Below are 22,343 nucleotides of genomic sequence, written 5' to 3'. Positions count from 1 at the left end.
GTCAGGAGCGCTTGCCGGCCCAGTCGAGCAGTTCCGCCGCCGACCAGGTGTTGACCACCTGGTCGGCGGTCACCCCGCAAAGGGCCGCCCGTTCGCAGCCGAACCGCTGCCAGTCCAGCTGGCCCGGGGCATGCGCGTCGGTGCTGATGGCGAAGCGGCAGCCGGCCTCCAGGGCGCGGCGGATCAGCCGCTTCGGCGGGTCCTGCCGCTCCGGCCGCGAGTTGATTTCCACGGCGACGTCGTGCTCGGCGCAGGCCGCGAAGACCGCGTCCGCGTCGAAGTCGCTCTCCTTGCGGGTCCGCGCCCGATGCCCACGGTCGCCCGGCCCGGTGACCCCGGCCGGCCGGGACGACACCATCCGGCCGGTGCAGTGCCCGAGGATGTCCAGGTGCGGGTTGGCGATCGCGGCCAGCATCCGCCGGGTCATCTTCGACCGCTCGTCGCTCAGCCCGCTGTGTACCGAGCCGACCACCACATCGAGCCGGGCCAGCAGCTCCTCGTCCTGATCGAGCGAACCGTCGGCGAGGATGTCCACCTCGATGCCGGTGAGGATCCGGAACCCCTCGGGCAGCGCCGCGTTCACCTGCTCGACGTGGTCGAGCTGGCGGCGCAGCCGGGCTGCGGTCAGCCCGCGGGCCACCGTCAACCGGGGCGAGTGGTCGGTCAGCACCACGTACTCGTGCCCCAGCTCCACCGCGGCCAGCGCCATCTCCTCGATCGGCGAGCCGCCGTCGGACCAGTCGGAGTGCGTATGGCAGTCACCGCGCAGCGCGGTCCGCAACGCGGTCGCCTCGGCGTCCAGGTCGCTGCCCTCGGTGGCGAGCAGCCGGCGCAGGTAGACCGGTTCCTCGCCGGCCAGCGACTCCGCCACGCAGCGGGCGGTGACGTCGCCGACCCCGGCCAGGTCGGTGAGGGTGCCGGCGGCCGCTCGCGCGGTCAGCTCGGCGGTCGGCAGGCCGGCGAGCGCCTTGGCCGCTGAGCGGAACGCCCGCACCCGGTAGGTCGCCTCGTTCGCCCGCTCCAGCATGAACGCGATCCGCCTGAGGTCGGCGATGGGGTCCCGGGCCTTCATCCCACCGAACCTAGCCGCTGCGCCGGCCGTCAGGGAGCCTTGGGGCAGCCGTGTTTGCGCTGCCAGGTGGTGACCTCGGTGGCGGGCGCCCGGTTGCCGCCCCGCCGCCAGGAGTCCAGGTAGCGGGCCGGCCAGACCACCCCGCGCCGGATCCACCAGCCGTCCTTGCCGGTGCACGGCGGCGAGATGCCGAAGTGCAGGTGGCAGACGTTGTTGGCGTTGCCGGTCCGGCCCACCTCGCCCAGCTTCTGCCCGGCCCGCACCCGGACGCCGGCGTCGACGCCACCGGCGATCTCGCTCAGGTGCGAGCCGTAGTAGCGCACCCCGTCGTCGCCGAGCAGCGCCACCGAGAGCCCCCCGTTGTACGGCCCGAGCGGCCCCCGCTTGTCGAACCGGTCGACCCGGCTGACCTCCAGGATCTTTCCGTCGGTCACGGCGACGACCGGCTCTCCACAGTCGGCGAAGATGTCCGTGCCCGGGTAGCCGGAGTGCGTCGGGTGGTAGTCGACGTTCCCCGCCCGGACCGGGAAGACATGACGCAGATCGGCGCGGGCGGAGGTCGCCGGCGCGGCACTGGTCGGCGCGGGGACGGTGGGTCCGGCCGAGCTGGGCGTCGACGCCGGCTGCTCGGCGGTCGCCCAGACCCCGGGCGGGGTGGGCGCGGGCCCCGTCGGAACCCCCGGCCGGGTGGTGGCGCAACCGGCGGCGAGCACCGTGACGAGCAGCAGCGGAACCGGGTACGCGCGGCGTCCGATCGTCGGCGAGGGCATCCGGTCATCCTGGCAGAGTCGGTACGGTGGGGACGAGTGGTCCGATTGAGGGGAGGCGACGGTGACGACCGACCGGCCGTACTTCCCGTCGAACCCGGGCGCCGAGCTGCGCCCGGCGCCCCGTACCCCCTCGGGGCTCTTTCCGGCCGGGCCGCCGACCCGGCCGACGTTCCGCGAACCGCACCCGGTCACCGGGGCCGGTGTCGCCGTGGGCGGCGGTGCCGGCGCCACCTGGCTGCTGCTGTTCGGGCTGCTCGGCACCGACGTGGCGAGCTACGCGTGGTGGACGGTGGTCGCCGGGTTGCTGGCCTGGCTGGCCGCGCTCCTGCTGGTCCGCCACGGCGACCGGGGAGTGGCCACCGGCGTCGCGATCGTCACCGCCGGCGGGTGGAGCATCGCCGCCGCGATCGTCGCGGTGCGCTGGGCCACCACCGCCGACTGGCCGCTCTGGTGACTGCGTCGCGTGGCGGGTCGGCTGCGCAGCGAAGCCCATCTTGACGTGGGCGTTCCGACTCGGCACTCTCGGCACTATGGCCTGGACCACTCCGCGGCAGGATCCCGAGCGCAGCCGCCGCCGCCTGCAACTCCTCGCTGAGTTGGCCGGGGCCCGGGCGGTACGCCAGCGCGAGCGGCCGCAGCGGGCCCGCAGTGCGCAGCTCCGGCAGCTGATCGCCACCCGCCGCAGGATCGCCAGCTGACCCGTCGGTGAGTTTGGTAGGAATGGCCGGGCCTTCGGGGCGTTGACCGGTCGCCTGCCGACCCGACGGGCTAACGTGCACGCGTAACGAGTCGGCGAGCTGTGCCGAAGCAATTGGGGGGACCGTGTCGTACTTCGCTGCTGCCGTGGTGCGCGATGAGGGCGGCTGGACGGCAGCCGAGGTGAACCTGCGGGGTGCCGGCGACATCGACGAGGTCGCCGACCGGCTGCGCGACGTCGACCAGGAGGCCGACCTCTCGCTGCTCTTCGTCGAGGCCGACGACACCTACCTGGTGATCCTGCGCCTGGACGAGGGCGAGGACCTGCGGATCTTCGGGTCCGACTCGGCGTACGCCGAGGAGTCCCGGCTGGGCGCACTGCTGGTCGGTGACCTGAAGACCTCGGTCACCGGGCTGGACGACACCGAGGAGCCCCGGCCGGCGGCGAGTGGCGACGAGGAGAACGAGCAGCCCGCCGTCGACCCGGAGGCCGACCCGGTCGGTGACGCCGACCTCCTCGCAGACCTGGGCATCCCGGCGCAGAAGCTGCTGAACCTCTGTGCCCAGGAGGGGATGCTGCCGGCGGACGTGACCGCCGAGATCTGCCTGGTGCTGGGCTGCGTCGACGAGGTCGAAGAGCTGCGTGAGGTCTGAGCCGGTGGGTGGTGAACCGCTCCTACCGCAGGGGTCCGAGCCGGCCGACGCGACCGATCCGGCGCTGGAGACCGTCCGGCCCGGCCAGCCGACGCCCGGCCGGATCGGGCGGGTCGGCCCGGGCGCCCACGAGGGGCTGGCCGACCCGGGCGAGCTGGGCCGCCGGCAGCGACACGAGCTGTGGATGCGCCGGGCCCTGGAGGTCGCGGTGACCGGCCCGGCGTCGGGCGCGGGCGACACCTCCGTCGAGGACATCCCGGTCGGTGCGGTGCTCTACGGCCCGGACGGGACCGAGTTGGCGATCGGCCGCAACGAACGGGAGTTGACCGGCGACCCGACGGCGCACGCCGAGGTGCTGGCCCTGCGCCGGGGCGCCGAACGGCTCGGCCGGTGGCGGCTGGACGACTGCACCCTGGTGGTCACCCTGGAGCCGTGCACCATGTGCGCCGGCGCGTTGGTGCTGGCCCGGGTGTCGACCGTGGTCTTCGGCGCCTGGGAGCCGAAGACCGGCGCGGTGGGGTCGCTCTGGGACGTGCTGCGGGACCGGCGGCTGAACCACCGCCCCGAGGTCTACGCCGGGGTGCTGGAGAACGAGAGCGCCGCCCTGCTCCGCGCCTTCTTCCGCTGACCGGCCGCCACCGCCGCGCGCAGCAGTGGGATCAGGCCGGGGGCAGGCTGACCGTGACCTCCAGCCCGCCGCCGTCGCGCGGCTGGGCGGTCACCGTGCCACCGTGCGCCCGGGCGACCGCCCGGACGATGGAGAGCCCGAGGCCGAAGCCGCGCCCGCCGCCGATCCGCTCGCCGGAGAGCCGGCGGAACGGCTCGAAGATGGCCTCCACGTCGTAGCCGGGCACCACCGGGCCGGTGTTGCTGACGGTCAGCGTCGAGCGGCCGTCGCGCAGGCCGGTGCTCACCCGGACCCACCCGCCGGACCGGACGTTGTGCCGCAGCGCGTTCTCCACCAGGTTGGTGGTGAGCCGCTCCAGCAGCACCGGGTCGCCGGAGACCAGAGCCGGCCCCAGCTCCCGGGTCACAGTCGGGCCGCCGTCGCCGGAGGCGGCCTGGTCGAGCACGTGGTCGGCCAGGTCGGCCAGGTCCATCCGGGATCGGGCGGTCAGCTCGTTCTCCGAGTCGGCCAGGGTGAGCAGCCCGTCTATCAGCCGCTCGTGCCGCTCGTTCACCGCCAGCAGCGACTCGCCGAGTCGGCGTACGTCCTCGGAGGCGCCGGGGCGGGTGACCGCCAGCTCGATCAGCGACCGGTTCAGCGCCAGCGGCGTACGCAGCTCGTGCGAGGCGTTCGCGACGAACCGGCGCTGCCCGTCGAAGGAACGGTCCAGCCGCTCGATCATCTCGTCGAAGGTGTCGGCCAGTTCGCGTACCTCGTCGGGCGGCCCGGGCAGCGAGATCCGTTCGTGCAGGCCACGGCCGGCCACGTCGGCGCCGGCGATCCGCCGGGCGGTACCGGTGATCTGGTGCAGCGGTTGCAGCGCGCGGCCGGCGATCAGCCAGCCGAACGCGATGGCCACCACGGAGACCAGGGCGAGCGCGATCCCGCCCTGGGTGAGCAGGGAGTAGAGCGTCTGGTCGCGCGCCTCGTCCTGCGCCTTGTCGATGATGAGGCGCAGCTGCTCGGCCTGGTTGCCGGACAACTTCGTGTCCGCCAGCGGGACGATCGGCTTGACGTCGCGCAACGCCACCCCGAACGGCTGCGCCGTGCGCTGGTCGACCAGCACGTAGGTGACCGCGAGCAGGACCAGCCCGGCGATCAGGAAGAGGCTGCCGTAGATGACGGTGAGCCGGGCCCGCAGCGAGAAGCGCTTCACGGTATCCGGTATCCCACACCGGGCACGGTCTCGACCACCTGCGGCTCGCCCAGCTTGCGGCGCAGCTTCATGACGGTGACCCGGACCACGTTGGTGAACGGGTCGATGTGCTCGTCCCAGGCACGTTCCAGCAGCTCCTCAGCCGAGACCACCGCGCCGTCGGCGCGCAGCAGCTCGACCAGCACGGCGAACTCCTTGCGGGACAGCGGCACGTACCGGCCGTCCCGGTGCACCTCGCGGCGAGCCGGGTCGACCAGGATGCCGGCCCGGGCCAGGGTGGGCGGCGCCGCCCGCCGGGTCCGCCGGCTCAGCGCGTGCACCCGGGCGGACAGCTCCACCAGGGCGAACGGCTTGGTCAGGTAGTCGTCGGCGCCGAGCGCCAGGCCGGCCACCCGTTCCCGGACGGCCGCCGCGGCGGTGAGCATCAGAACCCGCGTCTCCCCGCCGCTGTCCACGATCGCCCGGCACACCTCGTCGCCGTGCACCACCGGCAGGTCCCGGTCCAGGACGACCACGTCGTAGTCGTTGACGCCGAGCCGTTCCAACGCCGCGTCGCCGTCGTAAGCGACGTCCACCGCGAACGCCTCCCGCCGCAGCCACTCGGCGATGCTCTCGGCGAGCAGGCTCTCGTCCTCGACTACCAGCACTCTCACCCGCCCATGGTGCCCCGGGCGCGGATAACGCCGCCGTAAACGTCGGCGGTTACGCCCGGGATACGCCCCTTGTCGTGGACTGGCCGGGACGCCGGCGGTCCCGCCGGGTGTCCCGCCCAGCGGTCCCGCCGGGCGGTTCGGAAAGGCCCGGCGGTCGCGCCGGGCCGGGAGAGGAAGCGTGCGATGCGACGAGGACTGTTCGCGCTGCCGCTGCCGCTGCTGCTCGCGTTGGCCGTCGCCGGCTGCGGCGGGTCGGGCGACGAGCCGGCGGTGGCCACCGCCGGCGGTGGCGGGGCGCAAGCCGTGTCCGCTAGCCCCGCGGCCCAGCTCAGCGACGACGAGCGGCGGCTGAAGTTCAGCGAGTGCATGCGGGAGAACGGGGTCGAGGTGCCCGACCCGGAGCCCGGCGGTGAACGGCTGTTCCAGTTCGGCAAGGACACCGACCCGCAGAAGGTGCAGGCGGCGATGGAGAGCTGCCGGCAGCACCTGCCCAACGGCGGGGAGAAGCTGAAGCTCGACCCGGAGCAGGTGGAGCGGCTGCGCAAGCTCGCCACCTGCATGCGCGAGAACGGCGTGCCGGAGTTCCCGGACCCGTCGGCCGACGGCGGCCTCCAGCTCCGGCTCGACGTGGTGAACATCAAGGACCCGAAGGTGAAGGCCGCGATGGAGAAGTGCCGGCAGTACGCGCCGAAGATCGCCGGAGCCACCCGGTGAGGGCTCGCCGTATCCGGTTCCGCACGGTCGCGCTGACCGTGGCCGTCGTGGTCGCGGCCGCCGCGGGCGTCGTGGCCGCGGTGGGCTTCGGCGGCACCGACCGGGGTACGGCCGCCGCCGGCACCACCCCACCGGCCACCGCCACGGTCACCCGGCAGACGTTGACCGACGCGCAGAGCGTGGACGGAGAGCTGGGCTACGGCACCACCCGCTCGGCGACCGCGCGGCTGAGCGGGACGATCACCGCGCTGCCGGAGACCGGCACGGTGGTGAAGCGGGGCGGGCGGTTGTACGCGGTCGACAACGACCCGGTGCTGCTGCTCCACGGGTCGCTGCCCGCGTACCGGGTGCTGGAACCGGGCGTCGAGGGGGCGGACGTGGCGCAGTTCGAGCGGAACCTGCGGGCGCTCGGCCACGACGGCTTCACCGTCGACGACGAGTACACCGGGAGCACCGCCGACGCCGTCCGGGACTGGCAGGAGGACCTCGGGCTGCCCGAGACCGGCCGGGTCGAGCCGGGCCGGATCGTCTACGCCGACGGGGCGGTGCGGGTGGAGAGCCACCAGGCGGCGACCGGCGACGCGGCGCAGCCCGGCCAGGCGGTGCTCGCGTACACCGGCACCAGCCGGTTGGTCACCGTGGAGCTGGACGTGGACGACCAGCGGTTGGCGAAGGAGGGCGGCGCGGTGAGCGTCGCTCTGCCGGACGGTGACCCGGTCGCGGGGAAGGTCGAGTCGGTGCAGACGGTGATCGAGGCCGGTTCGACCGGCGCGGCCGGGCAGTCCACCGAGGCCGAGACGAAGATCGAGGTCACCGTCTCGGTGACCGACCCGGCGAAGCTCGCGGGATACGACCAGGCGAGCGTGGAGGTCACCTTCACCGCCGCCGAACGCCCCGACGTGCTCACCGTGCCGGTGGCGGCGCTGCTCGCGCTCGCCGAAGGCGGCTACGGCGTCGAGGTGGTCGACGGCGGCCGGAGCCGGATCGTCGCGGTGACCACCGGCCTCTTCGCCGCCGGTCGGGTCGAGGTCAGCGGACCGGACCTCACCGAGGGCCTGACGGTGGGGGTGCCGGCGTGACCGGCGACGCCGTCGTGCTGGAGGAGGTGAGCCGGACGTACCCGGGCGGGGTCGCCGCGCTGCGCGAGGTCTCGCTGCGGATCGGGTACGGCGAGCTGCTGGCGATCGTCGGTCCGTCCGGTTCCGGCAAGTCGACGATGCTGCACCTGATCGGCACGCTGGACCGCCCCTCCGCCGGCCGGGTACGCATCGACGGGTACGACGTGGCGACGCTGCCGGACCGGCAGCTCTCCGCGTTGCGGGCCCGCCGGATCGGCTTCGTCTTCCAGCAGTTCCACCTGGCCGCCGGCACGCCGGTGCTGGACAACGTGGCCGACGGGCTGCTCTACGCCGGCGTACCCCGACGGGAGCGGCGGCGGCGCGCGGAGGCCGCGCTGGGCCGGGTCGGGCTGGGTCACCGGCTGACCCACCGGCCGCACGAGCTCTCCGGCGGCGAGCGGCAGCGGGTCGCGGTGGCCCGGGCGGTGGTCGGGGAGCCGGCCGTGCTGCTCGCCGACGAGCCGACCGGCAACCTCGACTCGGTGGCCGGCGCCGCGGTGCTCGCCCTGCTGCGTGACCTGCACGCGGCCGGCACCACGGTCGTGGTGATCACGCACGACCGGGAGATCGCCGACGGGCTGCCCCGGCAGGTGCGGATGCGCGACGGTCGAGTGGTCTCCGACCCGGCGGCGCCGTTGCTGGCGGGGGTGCGCTGATGGCGGTGGACCTCCGGCGGCGGCCGGCGCCGGCCCGGCTCGGCCCGGGCGACGTGTTCCGGGTCGGCGGGGTGGGGCTGCGCACCCGGCCGCTGCGGGCGTTCCTCTCCGCGCTGGGCATCGCGATCGGCATCGCGGCGATGGTCGCGGTGGTCGGCATCTCGTCGTCGTCCCGCGCCGACCTGGACCGCACGCTGGACCGGCTCGGCACCAACCTGCTGACCGTGGCGCCCGGCAACACGCTCTTCGGTGACCAGGCGAAGCTCCCGGTCGAGTCGGTCGCGATGATCGACAGGATCGGGCCGGTGACCGGCGTCGCCGCCACCGGCCAGGTGCCGGACACCCCGGTCTACCGCAGCGACCGCATCCCGTCCGGCGAGACGGGCGGCATCGCCACCCGGGCCGCCCAGCTCGGGCTGCTCGACACGGTCGGCGCGACGGTACGCAGCGGCAGTTGGCTGAACGCGGCCACCGAGCGGTACCCGGCCGTGGTGCTCGGCGACGCCGCCGCCCGCCGGTTGGGGCTCGGCGCGGCCGGACCGGACGTGCAGGTCTACCTGGGCGGGCGCTGGTTCACCGTGCTCGGCATCCTCGCTCCGGCCCCGCTCGCGCCGGAGCTGGACAGCTCGGCGCTGGTCGGCTGGCCGGCCGCGGCGGCCTACCTCAACTTCGACGGGCACCCGACCACCGTCTACACCCGGTCGCGGGAGGCCTCGGTGGAGGCGGTCCGCGCGGTGCTCGGCGCGACCGCCAACCCGGAGGCGCCGAACGAGGTGCAGGTCTCTCGACCGTCGGACGCGCTGGCCGCCGCGGCGGCCACCGACGAGGCGTTCACCGGGCTGCTGCTCGGATTGGGCGCGGTGGCGCTGCTGGTCGGCGGGGTCGGGGTGGCGAACACGATGGTCATCTCGGTGCTGGAGCGGCGGGCCGAGATCGGGTTGCGGCGCTCGCTCGGCGCCACCCGGGGGCAGGTCCGGGTGCAGTTCCTGGCCGAGTCGCTGCTGCTCTCGGCGCTCGGCGGGGCGGGCGGGGTGCTGCTCGGCATCCTGGTCACCACCGGGTACGCCCTCTGGCGGCAGTGGCCGACGGTGGTGCCGGTCTGGGCGATGGCCGGCGGTGTCGGGGCGACCCTGCTGATCGGCGGTCTCGCCGGCCTCTACCCGGCCGTGCGCGCGGCTCGGCTCGCCCCCACCGAGGCGCTCGGCTGAGCCGGCTCGGGGCTGGCTTCGGGTGCGTCCGTCGTTCGCTCGGGCGGCGACGGACGCACCCGAACCGCGTCAGGCGGGGGTGGCGGCCGGGCGGAGCAGGGTGACCGCGATCGCCCGGGCGGCCTCGGTCCAGGGCGCGGGCCGCAGCGTCGCCGGGTCGAGGCGGACGATGGCCCGCCGCCCCTCGGCGTGCAGGGTGCCGCCGTCGACCGAGCGGAACTCGAAGGCGTACTCGGCGCTGCTGGTGCCGAAGTGTTCGAGCCAGAAGTGCACGGCTACCGGGCCGGTGGCGGCGATCGGGGCCCGGTAGCTGATGGTGAACTCGCGGACCGCGTGGAACAGGTCGGGCGGGGTGGCGCTGCCCCGGTAGGCCAGGCCCCGCTCGGTCCAGTACGGCGTCAACGCGCGTTCCAGCAGCACCGCGTAGCGGGCGTTGTGCAGGATGCCCATCGCGTCGAGGTCGTCGAAGTGCACCGTGACGTGCTCGACGTGCCCGAACTCGACGGTGGGCTGGTCGGCGACGGCGTGGGTCATGAGGGGCCTTCCGGTAGGAGGTTCGGGTCGGGGCAGAGCCGGCGAAGGCGGTCCAGCAGACCCGCCCGGGCGTGCCGGTAGGCGGCGTCCGGGTCGAGCAGCCGGGATTGCATCGCGGCGGCCATCCCGAGCGCGTCGATCTCGTACGCCAGCTGCGGGACGTCCAGGTCGGCGGGGAGTTCGCCGGCGTCGACCGCCTGCTGCACGAGGCGATCGAGGAACCCGGTCCACTGGCCGTAGATCTCGGCCAGCCGGTCTCGCACCGGGCCGGGGCGGGCGTTGAACTCGAACTGGGTGTTGGCGAAGAAGCAGCCACCGGGCAGGATCCGGGCGGCGTAGAAGTCGACCCGGGCCTCGTGCAGGGCCCGCAGCCGCCGTACGCCTCGCGGGGCGAGCAGCGCGGGCGCGACGATCCGCTCCTGCCACAGCACCACCGCGCGGTCGATCGCGGCGAGCTGGAGCGCCTCCTTGGACCGCCAGTGCGCGAAGAGCCCGGACTTGCTCACCCCGAGGGTGTCGGCCAACTGGGCGAGGCTGAGCCCGTCGAGGCCGGCCTCGGTGGCGAGCACCACGGCCGCGTCGAGCGCGGCGTTGCGGGTGCGCTCGCCCCGGGCGAGGCGTCCGTCGACGGTCATGCTGGTCACCGTACTCAATAAGCACGACCGGTCGTATTGTTTTCTGCCGTGACCGTCGTCACCCACCGACAACGCACCGCCCCGCCGTCCGGGCGGACGGCGGGGCGGCGCGGGTACGACGAAGGGTCAGGCGATGATCGTGTCGAGCGCGATCTCCACCATCTGGCTGAAGGTCTGCTCGCGCTCGGCCGAGGTGGTCTTCTCGCCGGTCTTGATGTGGTCGCTCACGGTCAGCACGGTCAGCGCGCGCGCCTGGTAGCGGGCCGCGATGGTGTAGAGCGCGGCGGACTCCATCTCGACGGCCAACACGCCGTAGTCGGCGAGGGTGTCGTAGAGGTCGGGCCGGTCGGTGTAGAAGGCGTCCGCGGCCAGGATCGGGCCGACGTGCATGGTGATGCCCTGCCGCTCGGCCACCTCGACGGCGGTCCGCAGCAGCCCGAAGTCGGCGACCGGGGCGTAGTCGATCAGCCCGTCGAAGCGCATCCGGTTCATGTTCGAGTCGGTCGACGACCCGATCGCCGCGATCACGTCCCGCAGCTGAAGGTCCTCGCGCAGCGCGCCGCACGAACCGACCCGGATCAGCGACTTCACGCCGTACTCGTTGATCAGCTCGTGGGCGTAGATCGAGGCCGACGGCATCCCCATGCCGGAGCCCTGGACGGAGACGTCGACCCCCTTCCAGCGGCCGGTGAAGCCCAACATGCCCCGGACCGTCGAGTAGCACGTGGCGTCCTCGAGGTAGGTCTCCGCGATCCACTTGGCCCGCAGCGGGTCGCCCGGCATCAGGACCCGCTCGGCGATCTCGCCCGGCTTCGCGCCGATGTGCGTACTCATGGCAAAGATCCTGCCAGGCGCGGTCGGGCGATACCGGTTCGGCATCGGAACCAGGGGTCCTGTAGCCTACTCGGCGGTGGCGTGTCCGAGTGGCCTAAGGAGCACGCCTCGAAAGCGTGTGAGGGTTTACGCCCTCCGCGGGTTCAAATCCCGCCGCCACCGCTCGTGAACAGCGAGAACGCCCGGTCGATCCGCGAGGATCGACCGGGCGTTCCGCTTTAAATCCACTCGCGGCGCACCGGAGGCTCCGGCGGCTCCTCGCGCGGGGGATCCGTGTCTGCCGTCTCGACCAGATCCTCCGGCTCGACGCGGTCCGGCAGCTTGCCGAACCTGGCGTGCCGCTGCTCCTCGAACTCCTCGTCCTTCGACCGGTCAGCGTGCCCTCGTCTGTCACCCATCGCCAACCTCCCTCGTCCGTTCCATTGTCCCCGCTGAAGCGATCTTCGCGTCGGGATCAGTGGGGCCGATACCACTCGGCCACGGACGGCGTCGGCAGCGCGTCCAGCCCGTCAGAGCCGTACGAAGTCCTCGCCGAGCAACGCCCGCAGCCGGCTCAGGGCCCGGGCGTTCTGGGTCTTGACCACCGACACGGACACGTCGAGGGTGCTCGCCACGGCTTCGACACTCTGATCCTCCCAGTGGCGGAGCACCACGATGGCCTGGTCGCGGATGGGCAGGGTGGCCAGGGCCTGAAGCAGGGCGACGTGCAGTTCCACGGTGTCGTCGGGCCGGTGGCGCGGTGCCTCGGGCAGCTCGGCGAGCACGAGTTCGGAGTCGCTCCGCCGCCTCTTCTGGTCGAAGACGGCGTTCATCAGGACGCGACGGCTGTACGCCTCAAGGTTCGTGCTGCGCCGGATCGTGCCCCATTTCGCGTACATCTTGGCGAAGGTGATCTGGGTCAGGTCCTGTGCGAGGTGCCAGTCGCGGCACATCAGGTAGGCGGTACGCCGCAGCCTCGGCGCGGCGGCCTCGACGAACGCGGTGAACTCCGCCTGCCGGGCGGTCCGCTCGCGTCGCCGGGTCGCGCTCAGCCGGGCCACCAGGCCGGTCCTGGCATCCCCCGGTGAGCCCGGGACGGGGGCGGTCTGGGCAGCGGCCATCAGTTGGCCGGCCGGACGCTCGTGCCCGCCGGGCACTCGCTGCCGACGATCTCGTCGACCCCGGGCAGGCGCTCGACGCGGGCCGCCAGGTTCGCGTACTGGGACTGCCTGGTCAGCTTGATCCGGAACGACTCGGGCAGCTGGCTGGGCTTGACGGCGGCGACGAGTTCGGGCGCGTCCTCGAACATCCTCTGGTACCTGGCGTGGGCCTCTTCGCGGCTCTCGTACGCCAGGCTCCGGACCGCCGGATCCGCGTGCAGCACCTGGCTCATCGCGCTGCGCTGCTGGTCGGTGATGTCCGTGGTCAAGAAGATCGAGACGTCGGTTGCGGTGTCCCGGACGGGCGACTCGCACGCCGGGTTCAGCAGCATCCCGAAGCCCGCCGGCACCGGCGCCGGCGGCAGCGAACGTTCGGTTGGCGTCGCCACGTTCACCACCCCCAACGCCACGATGGCCGCGAGCCCCGCCGCACCCGCTGCCATGAGCCCGTGCCGGCGGCGGCGCAGGCTGGTGCCGGTCGCCATGGCCTGGCCGGCCAGGTCACCGGGCGCAGGCTCCGGCTCGTCGGCCAGGGCGCGGTCGAAGAGCAGTCGCAGGCTCTGATCCAAGGTGTACTCCCGTGGTCCGTGGACTCCCACCTGTGATGACTGGTTGGGGCACCGGATCGGTGACATCGAGGAGAGCTTCGGCCGATGGGGCAGGCCGTGAACAGCGAGAACGCCCGGTCGATCGCGAGGATCGACCGGGCGTTTCCACATGTCGGGCGGGCCGACCCGGGCACGAGGCCCGGCCCGCCACCTCTCACGTCACGAGGTCGTGGCGTCCCGGTGGGTCAGCCGGTACGTGGCGGCGACGGCGTCGCTCTCCAGGAGCACCGTGACCGGGCCGGCCGGCAGGGTGCAGGTGGTCGTCCGCTCGACGGCGTAGGGGCCCGGGCCGCAGTACCGGATGCCCTGGCCGTCGAGGACCGACAGGCGGGCGTCACCGGCGCCGGAGGTGCGCGCCCAGGTGAAGCTCTCCCGCGCGCCGTGCTGATCGGCCGGGATCGAGAAGCAGACCACGAACCGGTCCGCGCCGGTGGTCGCCGTGGCGCCGGCCGCGTCCCGGGGCAGCACCGGGCAGGCCGGCGGGCCGTCGACCCGGCTGAAGGCCATGGCGTACGCGCCGGTCGGGTTGCCGACCGCGGCGTTGAGCACCGCGTAGAACGGGGCCTCCCCGGTCAGCTTGCAGCTGTACTGGCGCAGCTCGGAGTAGTCGCACTGGTAGTCGCCGGTGGCGTCGACGACGGTGATCTCCGGGCTGGTGTCGCCGGTCACCTCACCCGGCTGCGACTGGACGATGCGCGCGCCGGCCGGGCTGGCGAGCTGGAGGCAGTTGACCTGCCCGGCGCCCTGGAACGCGCCTCGGTGCGGCGCCTCCCGCCAGCCGGCGTCGGAGACCGCGACGCAGCCCGACGGGGCCCACCGCAGGAGCGAGACGGCGTGTTCGACGTCGTTCTCGAGCACCGCGTACGGGCTGCTGCCGTCGAGCACCATCGTGTACCGGCCGGCGGCGGGGAACGTGCAACGACCGGTGCCGCAGACGATCGAGCCTTCCTGGTCGTACACCCGGCCGAAGGTGTCGTAGCCGTCCGCGCTGGGCGTGCTGAGCCTGTAGTCGCCGGCCTCCGGAACCTCCAGGGTGCGACAGCGGATGCCGCCGGTCGCCGGTGCGATGCCGTAGCTGCCGACCGCGACGGTGGGGCAGCCCACGGCGTTGGAGAGCCGCCGGACCTGAATCCGGTACGTCAGGTCGGTGTAGTCGTCGTTCCACTCCCAGAGGTACGAGATCGCCCGGTAGCTGCCCGTGGCCGGGAGCACGCACCCGTCGTTTCCTGCCTCGGTGCAGATCCACGCACCACTCTCGTCGACCAGCCACATGAAGGCCTCGCCGTACTCGTCCGGCGAGTCGTACGTGACCACCCGGTCACCGGCCTCACCGTCGAACGGTTGGCAGTTGGTCTGCACCGGCGAGGTCTGGTGCAGGCGCACGGACGGCTGGTCCCAAGAGGTGCCGGCGGTCGCGGCGCACCCGTCATTGCCGTCGAGCCGGGCCACCGCGACCTGGTAGTCCACGTCGTTGTCGGTGCCGTCCTGGTGGCGCACCATCAGCGTGTACGTGCCGGCGGCCGGGAGCGGGCAGAAGCGCTGGTTCTCGAACTCGTTGCAGACCGCGCGGCCCGTCGTGTCGTAGACGTCCCACCAGATCCACTGGTCGTCGAGACGCTGGAAGCGCACCAGGACCGGGATCGCGGCCGCCGCGGTGAAGGTGTGACAGGCCACGTCGGCCTTCCGCACCGTTCCACCACCGGCGGCGGTGCCCGGGTCGCCGAACGAGGCCAGCGTCACGGCCTGGCAGCCCACCGGGTTCGACAGCCGCGGCATCTTCAGCGTGTAGCTGCCCGCCGTGCCGTAGTACTCGCGCACCAGCAGCCGGTACGGCCCGGGCGTGCTGAGCGTGCACATGCCGCCGTAGCGGATCTCGCAGAGCGACTCGTACGACGCGTCGAGGATCTGCCCCTGGAAGTCACCGCTGCCGAACGGCTCGGCCACCTGCAGCACGGAGTTCACCGGTTGGTCGAACGTGTAGCACTGCGCGGCGGCACCGGCCGGCAGCGACTTCGTGACCCCGGGGGAGCCGAAGGAGAAGTAGCTCTCCGGAAGCGTCTCGCACGCCGACGGGGTACGCGTCGACTCGACCGCGATGGTGTAGTCGCCGCGGCCGGTGGCGTACGGGAGCGTCACGGTGATCGTGTAGGTGCCGGCGGCGCCGAGCTGGCAGCTGCCCGAGTCGACGGAGAGGAAGCAGGCGCGCTGGCCGGCGGCGTCGGTGACGGAGGCGCCGACGGAGAACTCGCCGCTGCCCCGACCGAGCTGGGTGACCAGGACGTCCTCGTCGACGGTGGTGGTGACGGTCCACTTGTGTTCCTGCCGGTCGACGATCGACCGGCAGGTCTCGACCTTGCCGAAGGCCAGCTTGCCGCCGCAGGTGGGGCGGTATCGGGTCAGCGGGTCCCGGGTGGCCTTGGCCGTCTGGTGCCGGGTCGGCTCGGCGGCCGGTTCGGCGGCGGTCCGCTTCGCCGGCGCGGTGGGCGCGATTGCCGCGATCGGGGTCGGTGCGGTGGTGGGCGCGGTCGTCGTGGCGGCCGGGGGTGCCGTCTTGGCGGCAGCTCCGGCGGTCACGGTCGTCGTGGCCGACCGGGTGGTGGTCGCGGCCGGTGCGGTCCCGCTGGCGCCGGCGGCGGACGGTCCGACCAGGAACGCCGGGACGGTCAACACGGCGACGGCGGCCATGGCGAGCCGCAGCAGCCCCCTGCTGGTCCGGTTTTTCGGGCAGGCGGGCAGGGTTGTTCTCACATCGACTCCCCCATGAGATGCCGCGCGGCGACTGCGCGGGCGAGGAGATGATTCCATGCAGGACGATCACTGACAATCCCGCTTTCCGTCTGGGAAAGCCGCTGGTCAGCGCCGTCTGGAAGCCCTTGTCGACAGGGCGGTCCGGGTACGCCGGGTCGCTCCGCACGGATCGACCCGGCGTACCCGCGTACCCGCTAGAGGTTGTAGCCGCCGGCGACCTCGATGTTCTGGGCGGTGATCCAGCGGCCCTCCTCGCCGAGCAGGGTTGCGATCACCATGCCGATGTCGTCGGGCTCGCCCACCCGGCCGAGGGCGGTCTTCGCGGCCAGCACCGGGATCACCTCGGGGAACCGCTCGAAGGCGTTGTCGGCGAGCCGGGTTCGGGTGGAGCCGGGGGCGACGGAGTTGACCCGGATGCCGCGCGGGCTGAACTCCTTGGCCATGTACCGGGTCAGCACCATCAGGCCGCCCTTCATGGTGGCGTACCCGGAGTAGCCCGGCTCCAGGCCGGAATCCATCGCGGAGTTGCTGGCGACGTTGACGATGGCGCCGCCGTCGGCCAGCAGCGGCAGCAGGGTCTGGGTGAGGAAGTACGGCCCCTTGAGCAGGACCCGGAAGAACCTGTCGAACAGCTCCTCGGTGGTGTCCTCGAACATCGACATCTGGGCGAAGCCGGCGTTGTTGACCAGGAAGTCGAAGGTATCGCGCTGCCAGGTGTCGCGCAGCGCCGCGACGACCGACTCGCGGAAGGCGGGGAAGGTCTCGCTCCGGCCGACGTCCAGCGGCAGCGCCACGGCCGTGCCGCCCTCCTTCTCGATGCTCGCCACCGTGTCCAGCGCGCCTGACTGGTTGGCGCCGTAGGTCAGGATCACCCCGGTGCCGCGCTTGGCGAGCTGGATGGCTGCGCTCTGCCCGATGCCGGAGCTGGCCCCGGTGACGACTGCGACCCGCATGATGTGACCACCTGTCCATTTCTGGAGCTGCTGTTTGCTCCTTGGGATCTGACTTACCAATCAAACCCAGGCGAGCTGCTGAATCGGTAGAACGATGCTCTCCACCTCTTGCCTGATCCTCTCCCTGGTGGGAATTCAGGCCGAGTGCTTCAATGGCCTCATGCCCCTCGACGAGCTGCGCGCCCTGCTCGCCCGCCACGTCCGCCCCGACGGGACCACCGCCATCGACGACGTCCTGATCGCCAAGGTCGAGCAGTCCGACCCGCCGTCGGCCTCGATGTCCGGCACGGTGCTGGCGCTCATCGCGCAGGGCGCGAAACGGCTCGCGCTGGGCGACCGGGTCTACGAGTACCGCGCCGGGCAGTACCTCGTCGCGTCGGTCGACCTCCCGGTCACCGGCCACTTCACCGAGGCCAGCCCCGACCGGCCGGCGCTCGGGTTCGGGCTCACGCTGCAACCGGCCGCCGTCGCGGAGCTGCTGCTACAGGCGGCCCCGGGAGACCTGCCACCCGCCACCGGCGGCGTGCCCTCGGGCATCACCGTCAGCGACGCCTCGGACGACCTGCTCGACGCGGTGATCCGGCTGCTGCGCCTGCTCGACCGGCCCCGCGACATCGCCGTGCTGGCGCCGCTGGTCAAGCGGGAGATCCTCTGGCGGCTCATCACCGGCGAGCAGGGCGCCGTCGTCCGCCAGCTCGGCCTCGCCGACAGCAGCCTCGCGCACGTCGCCCGGGCGGTCCGGTGGATCCGCGACCACTACCGGCAGTCGTTCCGGGTGGAGGAGGTGGCCCAGCTCTCCGGCATGAGCGTCTCCGCCTTCTACCGCAACTTCCAGGCGGTCACCGCGATGAGCCCGATCCAGTTCCAGAAGCAGATCCGGCTCCAGGAGGCCCGGCTCCTGCTCGCCACCCACCCCAACGACGTCACCGGCGTCGGGCACCGCGTCGGCTACGACAGCGCGTCACAGTTCAGCCGCGAGTATCGCCGCCAGTTCGGCACACCACCGAGCCAGGACGCCGTCCGACTTCGCGGCTCGACGCTCACCGCCGCCTCGCCCCTGCCGTAACCGCCACCCGAGCCTGTTGCACGGCCCCCTCCGATCCGGCGCCGCGGATCGGGGTGAACAGCCCGGCGATCGCGATCAGCAGGCATCCGCCACCGGCGACGAGGGCGACGGGGGTGACGCCGAAGCGGCTGGTGGCCCAGGTCAGCGCGGCCGCACCGGCCGGGCCGAGCGAGTAGTGCGTGCTCCAGAAGGCGGACGTCACCCGCCCCAGCAGGTGATCCGGGGTGATCTCCTGGCGCAGCGACATCGAGCAGATCCCGCCGACGCTGACGCCACAGAGGTAGACCGCGGTCAGCACCGTGACGGCGGGAACCGTCCCCGCGACCCCGATGCCCACGAGGGCGAGGCCGCAGAGCGAGATCGCGCCGACCCAGGTGACGCCGAATCCGCGTCGACGCCGCAGCGGCGCGGCCAGCAGGGCACCGGCGATGGTGCCGAGCGCTGCCAGCCCGAGCACGGTGCCGACGGTGCCGTCGGAGCCGCCGAGGTCGTGCTTCACGTGGTAGATGAGTACGTCGGTGAAGCCGAACGTCAGGAAGATGAAGACCGAGAGCAGGACGGTCAACGAGCGCAGCACCGGCTGACGCCAGAGGAACCGCGCCCCGGCCAGGAACTCGGCCAGCGGGCGCTCCCGCCGCGACACGCCCTCGCCGAGCGCCGTGCCGTCCCGGGCCGGCTGCCGGAGCCGGACCAGCCAGAGACCGGCCGCCGACAGGGCGAAGCTGGCCGCGTTGATGGCGATGGCCGCGGTGGGGCCGAACCGCGCGGAGACCACGCCGGCGAGCAGCGGACCGCCCACGGCTGCCGCCGCGTACGTCGCCTGCAACCGACCGTTGGCCTCGGTGATCCGGTCCCGGTCGACCAGGTTGCGGACGGCGGTCACCGCGGCGACCTGGAACAGCATCCCGGCCGCTTCGCAGATCGGCAGGACCACGAAGATCAGCCAGACCTGTGGGCCGGCGAGCCAGGCCAGCGGCACCAGGCCGTAGAGCACCAGCCGGGCCAGGTCCGCGGCGATCATCAGCGTGCGCCGGTCGTACCGGTCGACCAGGACGCCGCCGAAGACCCCCGCGCCGACGGACGCGACGCCGGCCACGGCGGTGAGCAGACCCATCTGCGCGACCGACCCGGTCGCGTGGAGCACGAGCAGCGGCATCGCGATGTAGGCGAACGAGTCGCCGACGGCGGAGAGCGACTGCGCGAGCCAGTAGGTGCCGAAGTTGCGGTCCCGCCACAGCGGACGATCGACCGGGTCGACGGGGAAGCTCACGCAGCCGAGCGTAGTACCGCCGCCGGACCGGCTCGGGGCATCGACGGGGCGCTCTGTCGGGCACCCGTGCCGGCCCCGGTTGTGGCACGATTACCGGCCGTGCGCCCTCCGCGTGTCCTCCTGCTGGTGTCCGCCGTGGCGGGCGCGTTCTCGGTCCTGGCCACGCTCTTCTCCGCGTCGCGGGCCGCCCTTCAGTCCAGCCTCGTCGCAGCGGTCGCCTTCCTCGGGTACGTGCTCCTGGCCGGCCGGGTGGCGCCTCGGGTGCGTACCGCGCTGGCCGCCGGCATCGGGATCCTCGCCCTGGTCATGGCCATCCAGCTGTGGTGGCTCCCCGAGCAGGCAGCGGGGAACGGCTGGCTGGAGCCGTTCTACGCGCCGCTCGACGGCAGCGGGCCGGGGGTGAGGTCGGGGGAGCTGGGGCCCGTGTTGATGGATCAGTGGCGGCGGGGGATCGACCGGGAGCGGATCGCCGCGGTGGGGCTGCTGCTCGGCGTGCTTTGCCTCGCGTACGCGGTGTTCGCGCTGCCCGCCCGGCGCCGGCCGGGGCGTGCCCTGCTGGCCAGGGTCGCCGTCGCGCTGCTGCTGCTCGCGGTGGTCGGTGCGGACGCTTGGGACCGGGTTGACGGCGCCCCGCTGCCCGGCCTGCTCGGCGTCGTGTGGCCCGCGCTGCTGGCCACCCTGATCGCGGCCGGGGTGGTGGTCCTGTCGGGCTTGCGCGCCGACCGGTTCGCGCTCGTGTCGCTCGGAGCGCTGCTGCTAGCGGTGTCGGCGGGCACTGCCTTCACCGACCTCGCCGATACCTGGGCGGCCTGGCAACGGTTCGCCGACGACAGCCGCGACGCCTTCCTCTCCGTCGGTGTCGCCGTCCCGTCGGGCCGCTGGGCGGACCGGTCCGCGGTGGTGGGCGCGGCGGTGGCGCTCGCCGGGCCGGCGCTGCTGGCGATCGGCGCCCTACGCGCCTGCCGAGGCGACGATCCGGCTTAGGCGTCGGCCGGTTCGGGTGGGGTGCGGGAGGTGGCGAGCAACTCCGGCTCCGCGAGCGACTCCGGCTCCGTGAGCGACTCCGGCTCGCCGAGGTGCCCCCACTCGGCCCGCTCGGGGAGCTGGTCGGCGAAGTATTCCAGCAGCTCGCGGTGTACGAAGATGAAGCCGCCGCCGACGTCGCGCAGGAACAGGCACTGCACCGCGTAATCGAGGAACGGCATCAGCGGGCGGGGCAGCAGGTCGAGTCGGGCGAGCCGGCGTCGGACCAGCCACTGCTCGGTGATCGGCGCGGCGGCGACCAGGAGCAGCGGCATCGCCGCGCAGGTCAGCCCGACCAGCAGCCCGTACCGGGTGGCGTCGGCGGGGGTGGCCCGGGTGGCGACGGCGAGCGCGGCGGCGCAGCCGGTGAGCGGGCCGACGACGAGCGCGGCCCGACCGGCGAGGGCGAGCCGGTGCAGCAGCAGGCCGGTGGGCAGCTCCTGCCGGGTACCGGGCGGTCGGCCGCCGAGCAGGTGGAACATCAGCGCGGCGCTGACGCCCACCGCGGCCAGCGCCGCCACCAGATAGCTCAGGCCGTGCAGCAGGCCGGAGAGCGCGCCGCCCGGCAAGCCGAAGGCGAGGCCGACGGTCAGGCCGGAGACCGCGAGGCTCACCAGCGCCACCCAGTCGACGCCGGTGTCCGGATCGGTCAGCTCCCGTAGGCCCTCCAGTGACCTCCGCAGCCAGCGGGTGCGGTACTCCGGCTGGTCTTCACTGCGCACGGTGTAGGCGATGGTGAACAGGTCGTCGTACCGGTAGGTGGTGGACGCGGCGGCGGTGAGCAGCCCGCCGAGCGCGCCGACCAGCGCGCCGCGCGGGCCCAGCAGGGCGTAGCCGGCGGCGGCCAGGGCGACGGTCAGGCCGGCGCAGGTAACCAGCCGGGCGAGGTGATCGCTGCTGAACCGGAAGCGGGGCCGTCCGTCCTCCCGCCGATCGAACTCCGGCGGGACCGACGCCTCGGAGACCGAGTCCAGCAGGAAGATCGTCTGCCGTCGTTCCCGGAGCTGCCCGGCCAGCACCGACAGGTAGCGGACGGCCCGGTCCGGGCGGTAGCGCTGGTGCGGGCGGTGGCGGAGCATCGTGTCGACGTACCGGGAGAACAGCCGACCCCGCCGGTTGCCGGCGCCGGCGCCCACCGGGTCGGGGCCGTCGGCGTACGCCAGGGCCATGATGCTGAGCAGCAGCGGCGAGTCGGCGAACTGCCACAACTCCGGGTCGGCGGTGAGCGCGGCGCGCAGCCCGGCCAGCCCGGGCCGGTCGAGGTAACGCTCGATCTGCGCGCGGTTCAACGGCTGGATGGTGATCGTGCCGTAGAGCGGCAGCGCCCGGTGGAGCCGGTCATATTCGGCGAGCCGGCAGCAGACCGCGATCGGGGTGAGCGGCTGCCGGGCGTGGAAGGTGGCGATCGCCGCCGCGCAGGCGTCCCGGTGCTCCTCGGCGACCTCGTCCAGGCCGTCGAGCAGCGGCAGGATCTCCCCGGCGTCCACCCATTCCGCCGCCTGTGGGGCGGGGATGCCGTACCGCTCGACGAGCTGATCGACCAGCCAGCGGTCCAGCGGGCGGCGGTCGGTGGCCCAGGAGCTGAGGTTGACCACCACCGGGACCGGCGCCTCGGGGTCGGCCTCGGCCCGGGCCAGCAGGTCCCGGGCGAGTTCCAGCAGGGTCGTCGTCTTGCCGGCGCCCGGCGCGCCGAGGACCACGACCGCGCGATCCAGCCGGTCGAAGAGCGCGGCGACCGAGGTCTGGGCGTCGAGGGTGCCGGTGAAGCCGTCCCGGCCGCGAGCGTGCAGGCTCCACGGGTGTCGCCGGTCGTCGGCGGTGGCGGCGATGCCCAGCTCGATCCGCGCCTCCTCGTGCAGCGAGCGGTCGAGCACGTTGGTCACCCAGTAGCGACGTACCCGGTCGAGCAGCACCCGGCGGGCGCGGGCCGCCACGGTCGGGCTCGCCGGCCGCGGCTCGCGGGCCCTGCTCACCTCGACCGCGACCAGCGCGACCACCAGGGCGCCGAGCAGCGGCCAGGCCAGCCAGAGGTACGGCGACCAGCCGTCGGGCAGCGCGCCGGTGGCGACGTTGGTGGCGACGCCGAGCAGCGCCACGCAGATCACCGACAGGACGACGGTGGTGACCCGATGCATGCGTCGTCTCTACCGTCCGCGCGTGGGGCGCACA

At 73.3% G+C, this 22,343-nt stretch carries 24 protein-coding genes and 1 tRNA gene; 11 read left to right on the top strand and 14 right to left on the bottom strand.

Annotation, left to right across the window (positions count from 1 at the left end; genetic code table 11):
- Nucleotide 1: 1 nt before the first annotated feature.
- Both ACIBBA_RS03595 and ACIBBA_RS03590 read right to left on the bottom strand, forming a co-directional pair.
- Nucleotides 2–1,072, bottom strand: a complete 1,071-nt coding sequence (locus ACIBBA_RS03595) for a PHP domain-containing protein (RefSeq protein ID WP_396693348.1) — start codon at nt 1,070–1,072, stop codon at nt 2–4.
- 29 nt (nt 1,073–1,101) lie between these two features.
- Nucleotides 1,102–1,842: a M23 family metallopeptidase gene (locus tag ACIBBA_RS03590; RefSeq protein WP_396693346.1), complete on the bottom strand. Its 741-nt coding sequence runs from the start codon at nt 1,840–1,842 to the stop codon at nt 1,102–1,104.
- A gap of 106 nt (nt 1,843–1,948) precedes the next feature.
- Between ACIBBA_RS03590 and ACIBBA_RS03585 the strand changes: the two genes are divergently transcribed.
- The 4 genes from ACIBBA_RS03585 (at nt 1,949) to ACIBBA_RS03570 (ending at nt 3,820) form a co-directional block, all read left to right on the top strand.
- Entirely contained in the window at nt 1,949–2,296 is a 348-nt protein-coding gene (locus ACIBBA_RS03585) for a hypothetical protein (protein ID WP_396693442.1), read from the top strand.
- A 76-nt stretch (nt 2,297–2,372) separates the two neighbouring features.
- Nucleotides 2,373–2,540 (top strand): hypothetical protein, encoded by a 168-nt coding sequence (locus ACIBBA_RS03580; RefSeq protein ID WP_350873648.1) that lies wholly within the window; start codon nt 2,373–2,375, stop codon nt 2,538–2,540.
- A 124-nt stretch (nt 2,541–2,664) separates the two neighbouring features.
- The gene (locus ACIBBA_RS03575; protein WP_396693343.1) at nt 2,665–3,192 is read left to right on the top strand and encodes a tRNA adenosine deaminase-associated protein; all 528 of its coding nucleotides are present in this window, start codon (nt 2,665–2,667) and stop codon (nt 3,190–3,192) included.
- Nucleotides 3,193–3,376: 184 nt separating this feature from the next.
- Nucleotides 3,377–3,820 carry a nucleoside deaminase gene (locus tag ACIBBA_RS03570; RefSeq protein WP_396693440.1) on the top strand — a complete coding sequence of 148 codons (444 nt, stop codon included), beginning with the start codon at nt 3,377–3,379 and terminating at the stop codon, nt 3,818–3,820.
- A 31-nt stretch (nt 3,821–3,851) separates the two neighbouring features.
- Here ACIBBA_RS03570 and ACIBBA_RS03565 read toward each other — a convergent pair whose 3' ends face one another.
- Nucleotides 3,852–5,015, bottom strand: coding sequence for a sensor histidine kinase (locus ACIBBA_RS03565; RefSeq protein ID WP_396693341.1), 1,164 nt, complete (start codon nt 5,013–5,015; stop codon nt 3,852–3,854).
- Nucleotides 5,012–5,668 carry a response regulator transcription factor gene (locus tag ACIBBA_RS03560; protein WP_396693339.1) on the bottom strand — a complete coding sequence of 219 codons (657 nt, stop codon included), beginning with the start codon at nt 5,666–5,668 and terminating at the stop codon, nt 5,012–5,014. Before ACIBBA_RS03560 ends, ACIBBA_RS03565 begins: the two co-directional genes overlap by 4 nt.
- A gap of 183 nt (nt 5,669–5,851) precedes the next feature.
- Between ACIBBA_RS03560 and ACIBBA_RS03555 the strand changes: the two genes are divergently transcribed.
- Genes ACIBBA_RS03555 through ACIBBA_RS03540 form a run of 4 tightly spaced genes read left to right on the top strand, consistent with a single transcriptional unit; the run spans nt 5,852 to nt 9,364 of the window.
- On the top strand, nt 5,852–6,382 hold the full coding sequence (locus ACIBBA_RS03555) for a hypothetical protein (RefSeq protein WP_396693337.1): 531 nt from the start codon (nt 5,852–5,854) through the stop codon (nt 6,380–6,382).
- Entirely contained in the window at nt 6,379–7,461 is a 1,083-nt protein-coding gene (locus ACIBBA_RS03550) for a peptidoglycan-binding protein (RefSeq protein WP_396693335.1), read from the top strand. Before ACIBBA_RS03555 ends, ACIBBA_RS03550 begins: the two co-directional genes overlap by 4 nt.
- Nucleotides 7,458–8,156, top strand: a complete 699-nt coding sequence (locus ACIBBA_RS03545; protein ID WP_396693333.1) for an ABC transporter ATP-binding protein — start codon at nt 7,458–7,460, stop codon at nt 8,154–8,156. Before ACIBBA_RS03550 ends, ACIBBA_RS03545 begins: the two co-directional genes overlap by 4 nt.
- Nucleotides 8,156–9,364, top strand: a complete 1,209-nt coding sequence (locus ACIBBA_RS03540; RefSeq protein WP_396693331.1) for an ABC transporter permease — start codon at nt 8,156–8,158, stop codon at nt 9,362–9,364. The genes ACIBBA_RS03545 and ACIBBA_RS03540 overlap by 1 nt, the downstream gene beginning before the upstream one ends.
- A gap of 69 nt (nt 9,365–9,433) precedes the next feature.
- On the opposite strand, the gene ACIBBA_RS03535 is transcribed toward ACIBBA_RS03540, so the two are convergent.
- From ACIBBA_RS03535 to deoD, 3 genes are all read right to left on the bottom strand, one after another.
- Complete coding sequence (locus tag ACIBBA_RS03535) at nt 9,434–9,898, bottom strand: acyl-CoA thioesterase (protein WP_396693329.1); 465 nt, start codon at nt 9,896–9,898, stop codon at nt 9,434–9,436.
- On the bottom strand, nt 9,895–10,533 hold the full coding sequence (locus ACIBBA_RS03530) for a TetR family transcriptional regulator C-terminal domain-containing protein (RefSeq protein ID WP_396693327.1): 639 nt from the start codon (nt 10,531–10,533) through the stop codon (nt 9,895–9,897). Before ACIBBA_RS03530 ends, ACIBBA_RS03535 begins: the two co-directional genes overlap by 4 nt.
- A 126-nt stretch (nt 10,534–10,659) precedes the next feature.
- A complete protein-coding gene (gene deoD, locus ACIBBA_RS03525) occupies nt 10,660–11,367 on the bottom strand; it encodes a purine-nucleoside phosphorylase (RefSeq protein ID WP_350873639.1) in 708 nt (235 codons plus the stop codon).
- Between the two features lie 75 nt (nt 11,368–11,442).
- On the opposite strand from deoD, the gene ACIBBA_RS03520 reads away from it, so the two are divergent.
- Nucleotides 11,443–11,529 (top strand) — tRNA-Ser (locus ACIBBA_RS03520).
- A 56-nt stretch (nt 11,530–11,585) separates the two neighbouring features.
- On the opposite strand, the gene ACIBBA_RS03515 is transcribed toward ACIBBA_RS03520, so the two are convergent.
- The 5 genes from ACIBBA_RS03515 to ACIBBA_RS03495 form a co-directional block, all read right to left on the bottom strand.
- Nucleotides 11,586–11,765, bottom strand: a complete 180-nt coding sequence (locus ACIBBA_RS03515) for a hypothetical protein (RefSeq protein ID WP_396693325.1) — start codon at nt 11,763–11,765, stop codon at nt 11,586–11,588.
- Between the two features lie 111 nt (nt 11,766–11,876).
- On the bottom strand, nt 11,877–12,407 hold the full coding sequence (locus tag ACIBBA_RS03510) for a SigE family RNA polymerase sigma factor (RefSeq protein WP_396693323.1): 531 nt from the start codon (nt 12,405–12,407) through the stop codon (nt 11,877–11,879).
- A 59-nt stretch (nt 12,408–12,466) separates the two neighbouring features.
- Nucleotides 12,467–13,075 carry a permease-like cell division protein FtsX gene (locus tag ACIBBA_RS03505; protein WP_396693321.1) on the bottom strand — a complete coding sequence of 203 codons (609 nt, stop codon included), beginning with the start codon at nt 13,073–13,075 and terminating at the stop codon, nt 12,467–12,469.
- 198 nt (nt 13,076–13,273) lie between these two features.
- Entirely contained in the window at nt 13,274–15,862 is a 2,589-nt protein-coding gene (locus ACIBBA_RS03500) for a hypothetical protein (protein ID WP_396693319.1), read from the bottom strand.
- A gap of 194 nt (nt 15,863–16,056) precedes the next feature.
- Nucleotides 16,057–16,815, bottom strand: coding sequence for an SDR family NAD(P)-dependent oxidoreductase (locus ACIBBA_RS03495; RefSeq protein WP_396693317.1), 759 nt, complete (start codon nt 16,813–16,815; stop codon nt 16,057–16,059).
- A gap of 160 nt (nt 16,816–16,975) precedes the next feature.
- Here ACIBBA_RS03495 and ACIBBA_RS03490 point away from each other — a divergent pair, with 160 nt between their 5' ends.
- Nucleotides 16,976–17,881, top strand: a complete 906-nt coding sequence (locus ACIBBA_RS03490; protein WP_396693315.1) for an AraC family transcriptional regulator N-terminal domain-containing protein — start codon at nt 16,976–16,978, stop codon at nt 17,879–17,881.
- Here ACIBBA_RS03490 and ACIBBA_RS03485 read toward each other — a convergent pair.
- A complete protein-coding gene (locus ACIBBA_RS03485; RefSeq protein ID WP_396693313.1) occupies nt 17,856–19,151 on the bottom strand; it encodes an MFS transporter in 1,296 nt (431 codons plus the stop codon). The genes ACIBBA_RS03490 and ACIBBA_RS03485 overlap by 26 nt on opposite strands.
- 99 nt (nt 19,152–19,250) lie before the next feature.
- Here ACIBBA_RS03485 and ACIBBA_RS03480 point away from each other — a divergent pair, with 99 nt between their 5' ends.
- Nucleotides 19,251–20,135, top strand: coding sequence for a hypothetical protein (locus ACIBBA_RS03480; RefSeq protein WP_396693311.1), 885 nt, complete (start codon nt 19,251–19,253; stop codon nt 20,133–20,135).
- Here ACIBBA_RS03480 and ACIBBA_RS03475 read toward each other — a convergent pair.
- Complete coding sequence (locus tag ACIBBA_RS03475) at nt 20,132–22,309, bottom strand: NACHT domain-containing protein (protein WP_396693309.1); 2,178 nt, start codon at nt 22,307–22,309, stop codon at nt 20,132–20,134. The two genes, ACIBBA_RS03480 and ACIBBA_RS03475, sit on opposite strands and share 4 nt — an antisense overlap.
- Between the last annotated feature and the right edge of the window lie 34 nt (nt 22,310–22,343).

The organism is Micromonospora sp. NPDC051006 (genome assembly GCF_044456245.1).
GTDB lineage: Bacteria > Actinomycetota > Actinomycetes > Mycobacteriales > Micromonosporaceae > Micromonospora.
This window is presented reverse-complemented; position numbering and strand designations above follow the sequence as displayed.

Bases quoted from the DNA above. Each gene is read 5' to 3' on its own strand.
- ACIBBA_RS03495 (WP_396693317.1), bottom strand. From the start codon at position 16,815: ATGCGGGTCGCAGTCGTCACCGGGGCCAGCTCCGGCATCGGGCAGAGC.
- ACIBBA_RS03580 (WP_350873648.1), top strand. From the start codon at position 2,373: ATGGCCTGGACCACTCCGCGGCAGGATCCCGAGCGCAGCCGCCGCCGC.
- ACIBBA_RS03535 (WP_396693329.1), bottom strand. From the start codon at position 9,898: ATGACCCACGCCGTCGCCGACCAGCCCACCGTCGAGTTCGGGCACGTC.
- ACIBBA_RS03515 (WP_396693325.1), bottom strand. From the start codon at position 11,765: ATGGGTGACAGACGAGGGCACGCTGACCGGTCGAAGGACGAGGAGTTC.
- ACIBBA_RS03475 (WP_396693309.1), bottom strand. From the start codon at position 22,309: ATGCATCGGGTCACCACCGTCGTCCTGTCGGTGATCTGCGTGGCGCTG.
- ACIBBA_RS03490 (WP_396693315.1), top strand. From the start codon at position 16,976: ATGCCCCTCGACGAGCTGCGCGCCCTGCTCGCCCGCCACGTCCGCCCC.
- deoD (WP_350873639.1), bottom strand. From the start codon at position 11,367: ATGAGTACGCACATCGGCGCGAAGCCGGGCGAGATCGCCGAGCGGGTC.
- ACIBBA_RS03530 (WP_396693327.1), bottom strand. From the start codon at position 10,533: ATGACCGTCGACGGACGCCTCGCCCGGGGCGAGCGCACCCGCAACGCC.
- ACIBBA_RS03540 (WP_396693331.1), top strand. From the start codon at position 8,156: ATGGCGGTGGACCTCCGGCGGCGGCCGGCGCCGGCCCGGCTCGGCCCG.
- ACIBBA_RS03595 (WP_396693348.1), bottom strand. From the start codon at position 1,072: ATGAAGGCCCGGGACCCCATCGCCGACCTCAGGCGGATCGCGTTCATG.
- ACIBBA_RS03590 (WP_396693346.1), bottom strand. From the start codon at position 1,842: ATGCCCTCGCCGACGATCGGACGCCGCGCGTACCCGGTTCCGCTGCTG.
- ACIBBA_RS03555 (WP_396693337.1), top strand. From the start codon at position 5,852: ATGCGACGAGGACTGTTCGCGCTGCCGCTGCCGCTGCTGCTCGCGTTG.
- ACIBBA_RS03570 (WP_396693440.1), top strand. From the start codon at position 3,377: ATGCGCCGGGCCCTGGAGGTCGCGGTGACCGGCCCGGCGTCGGGCGCG.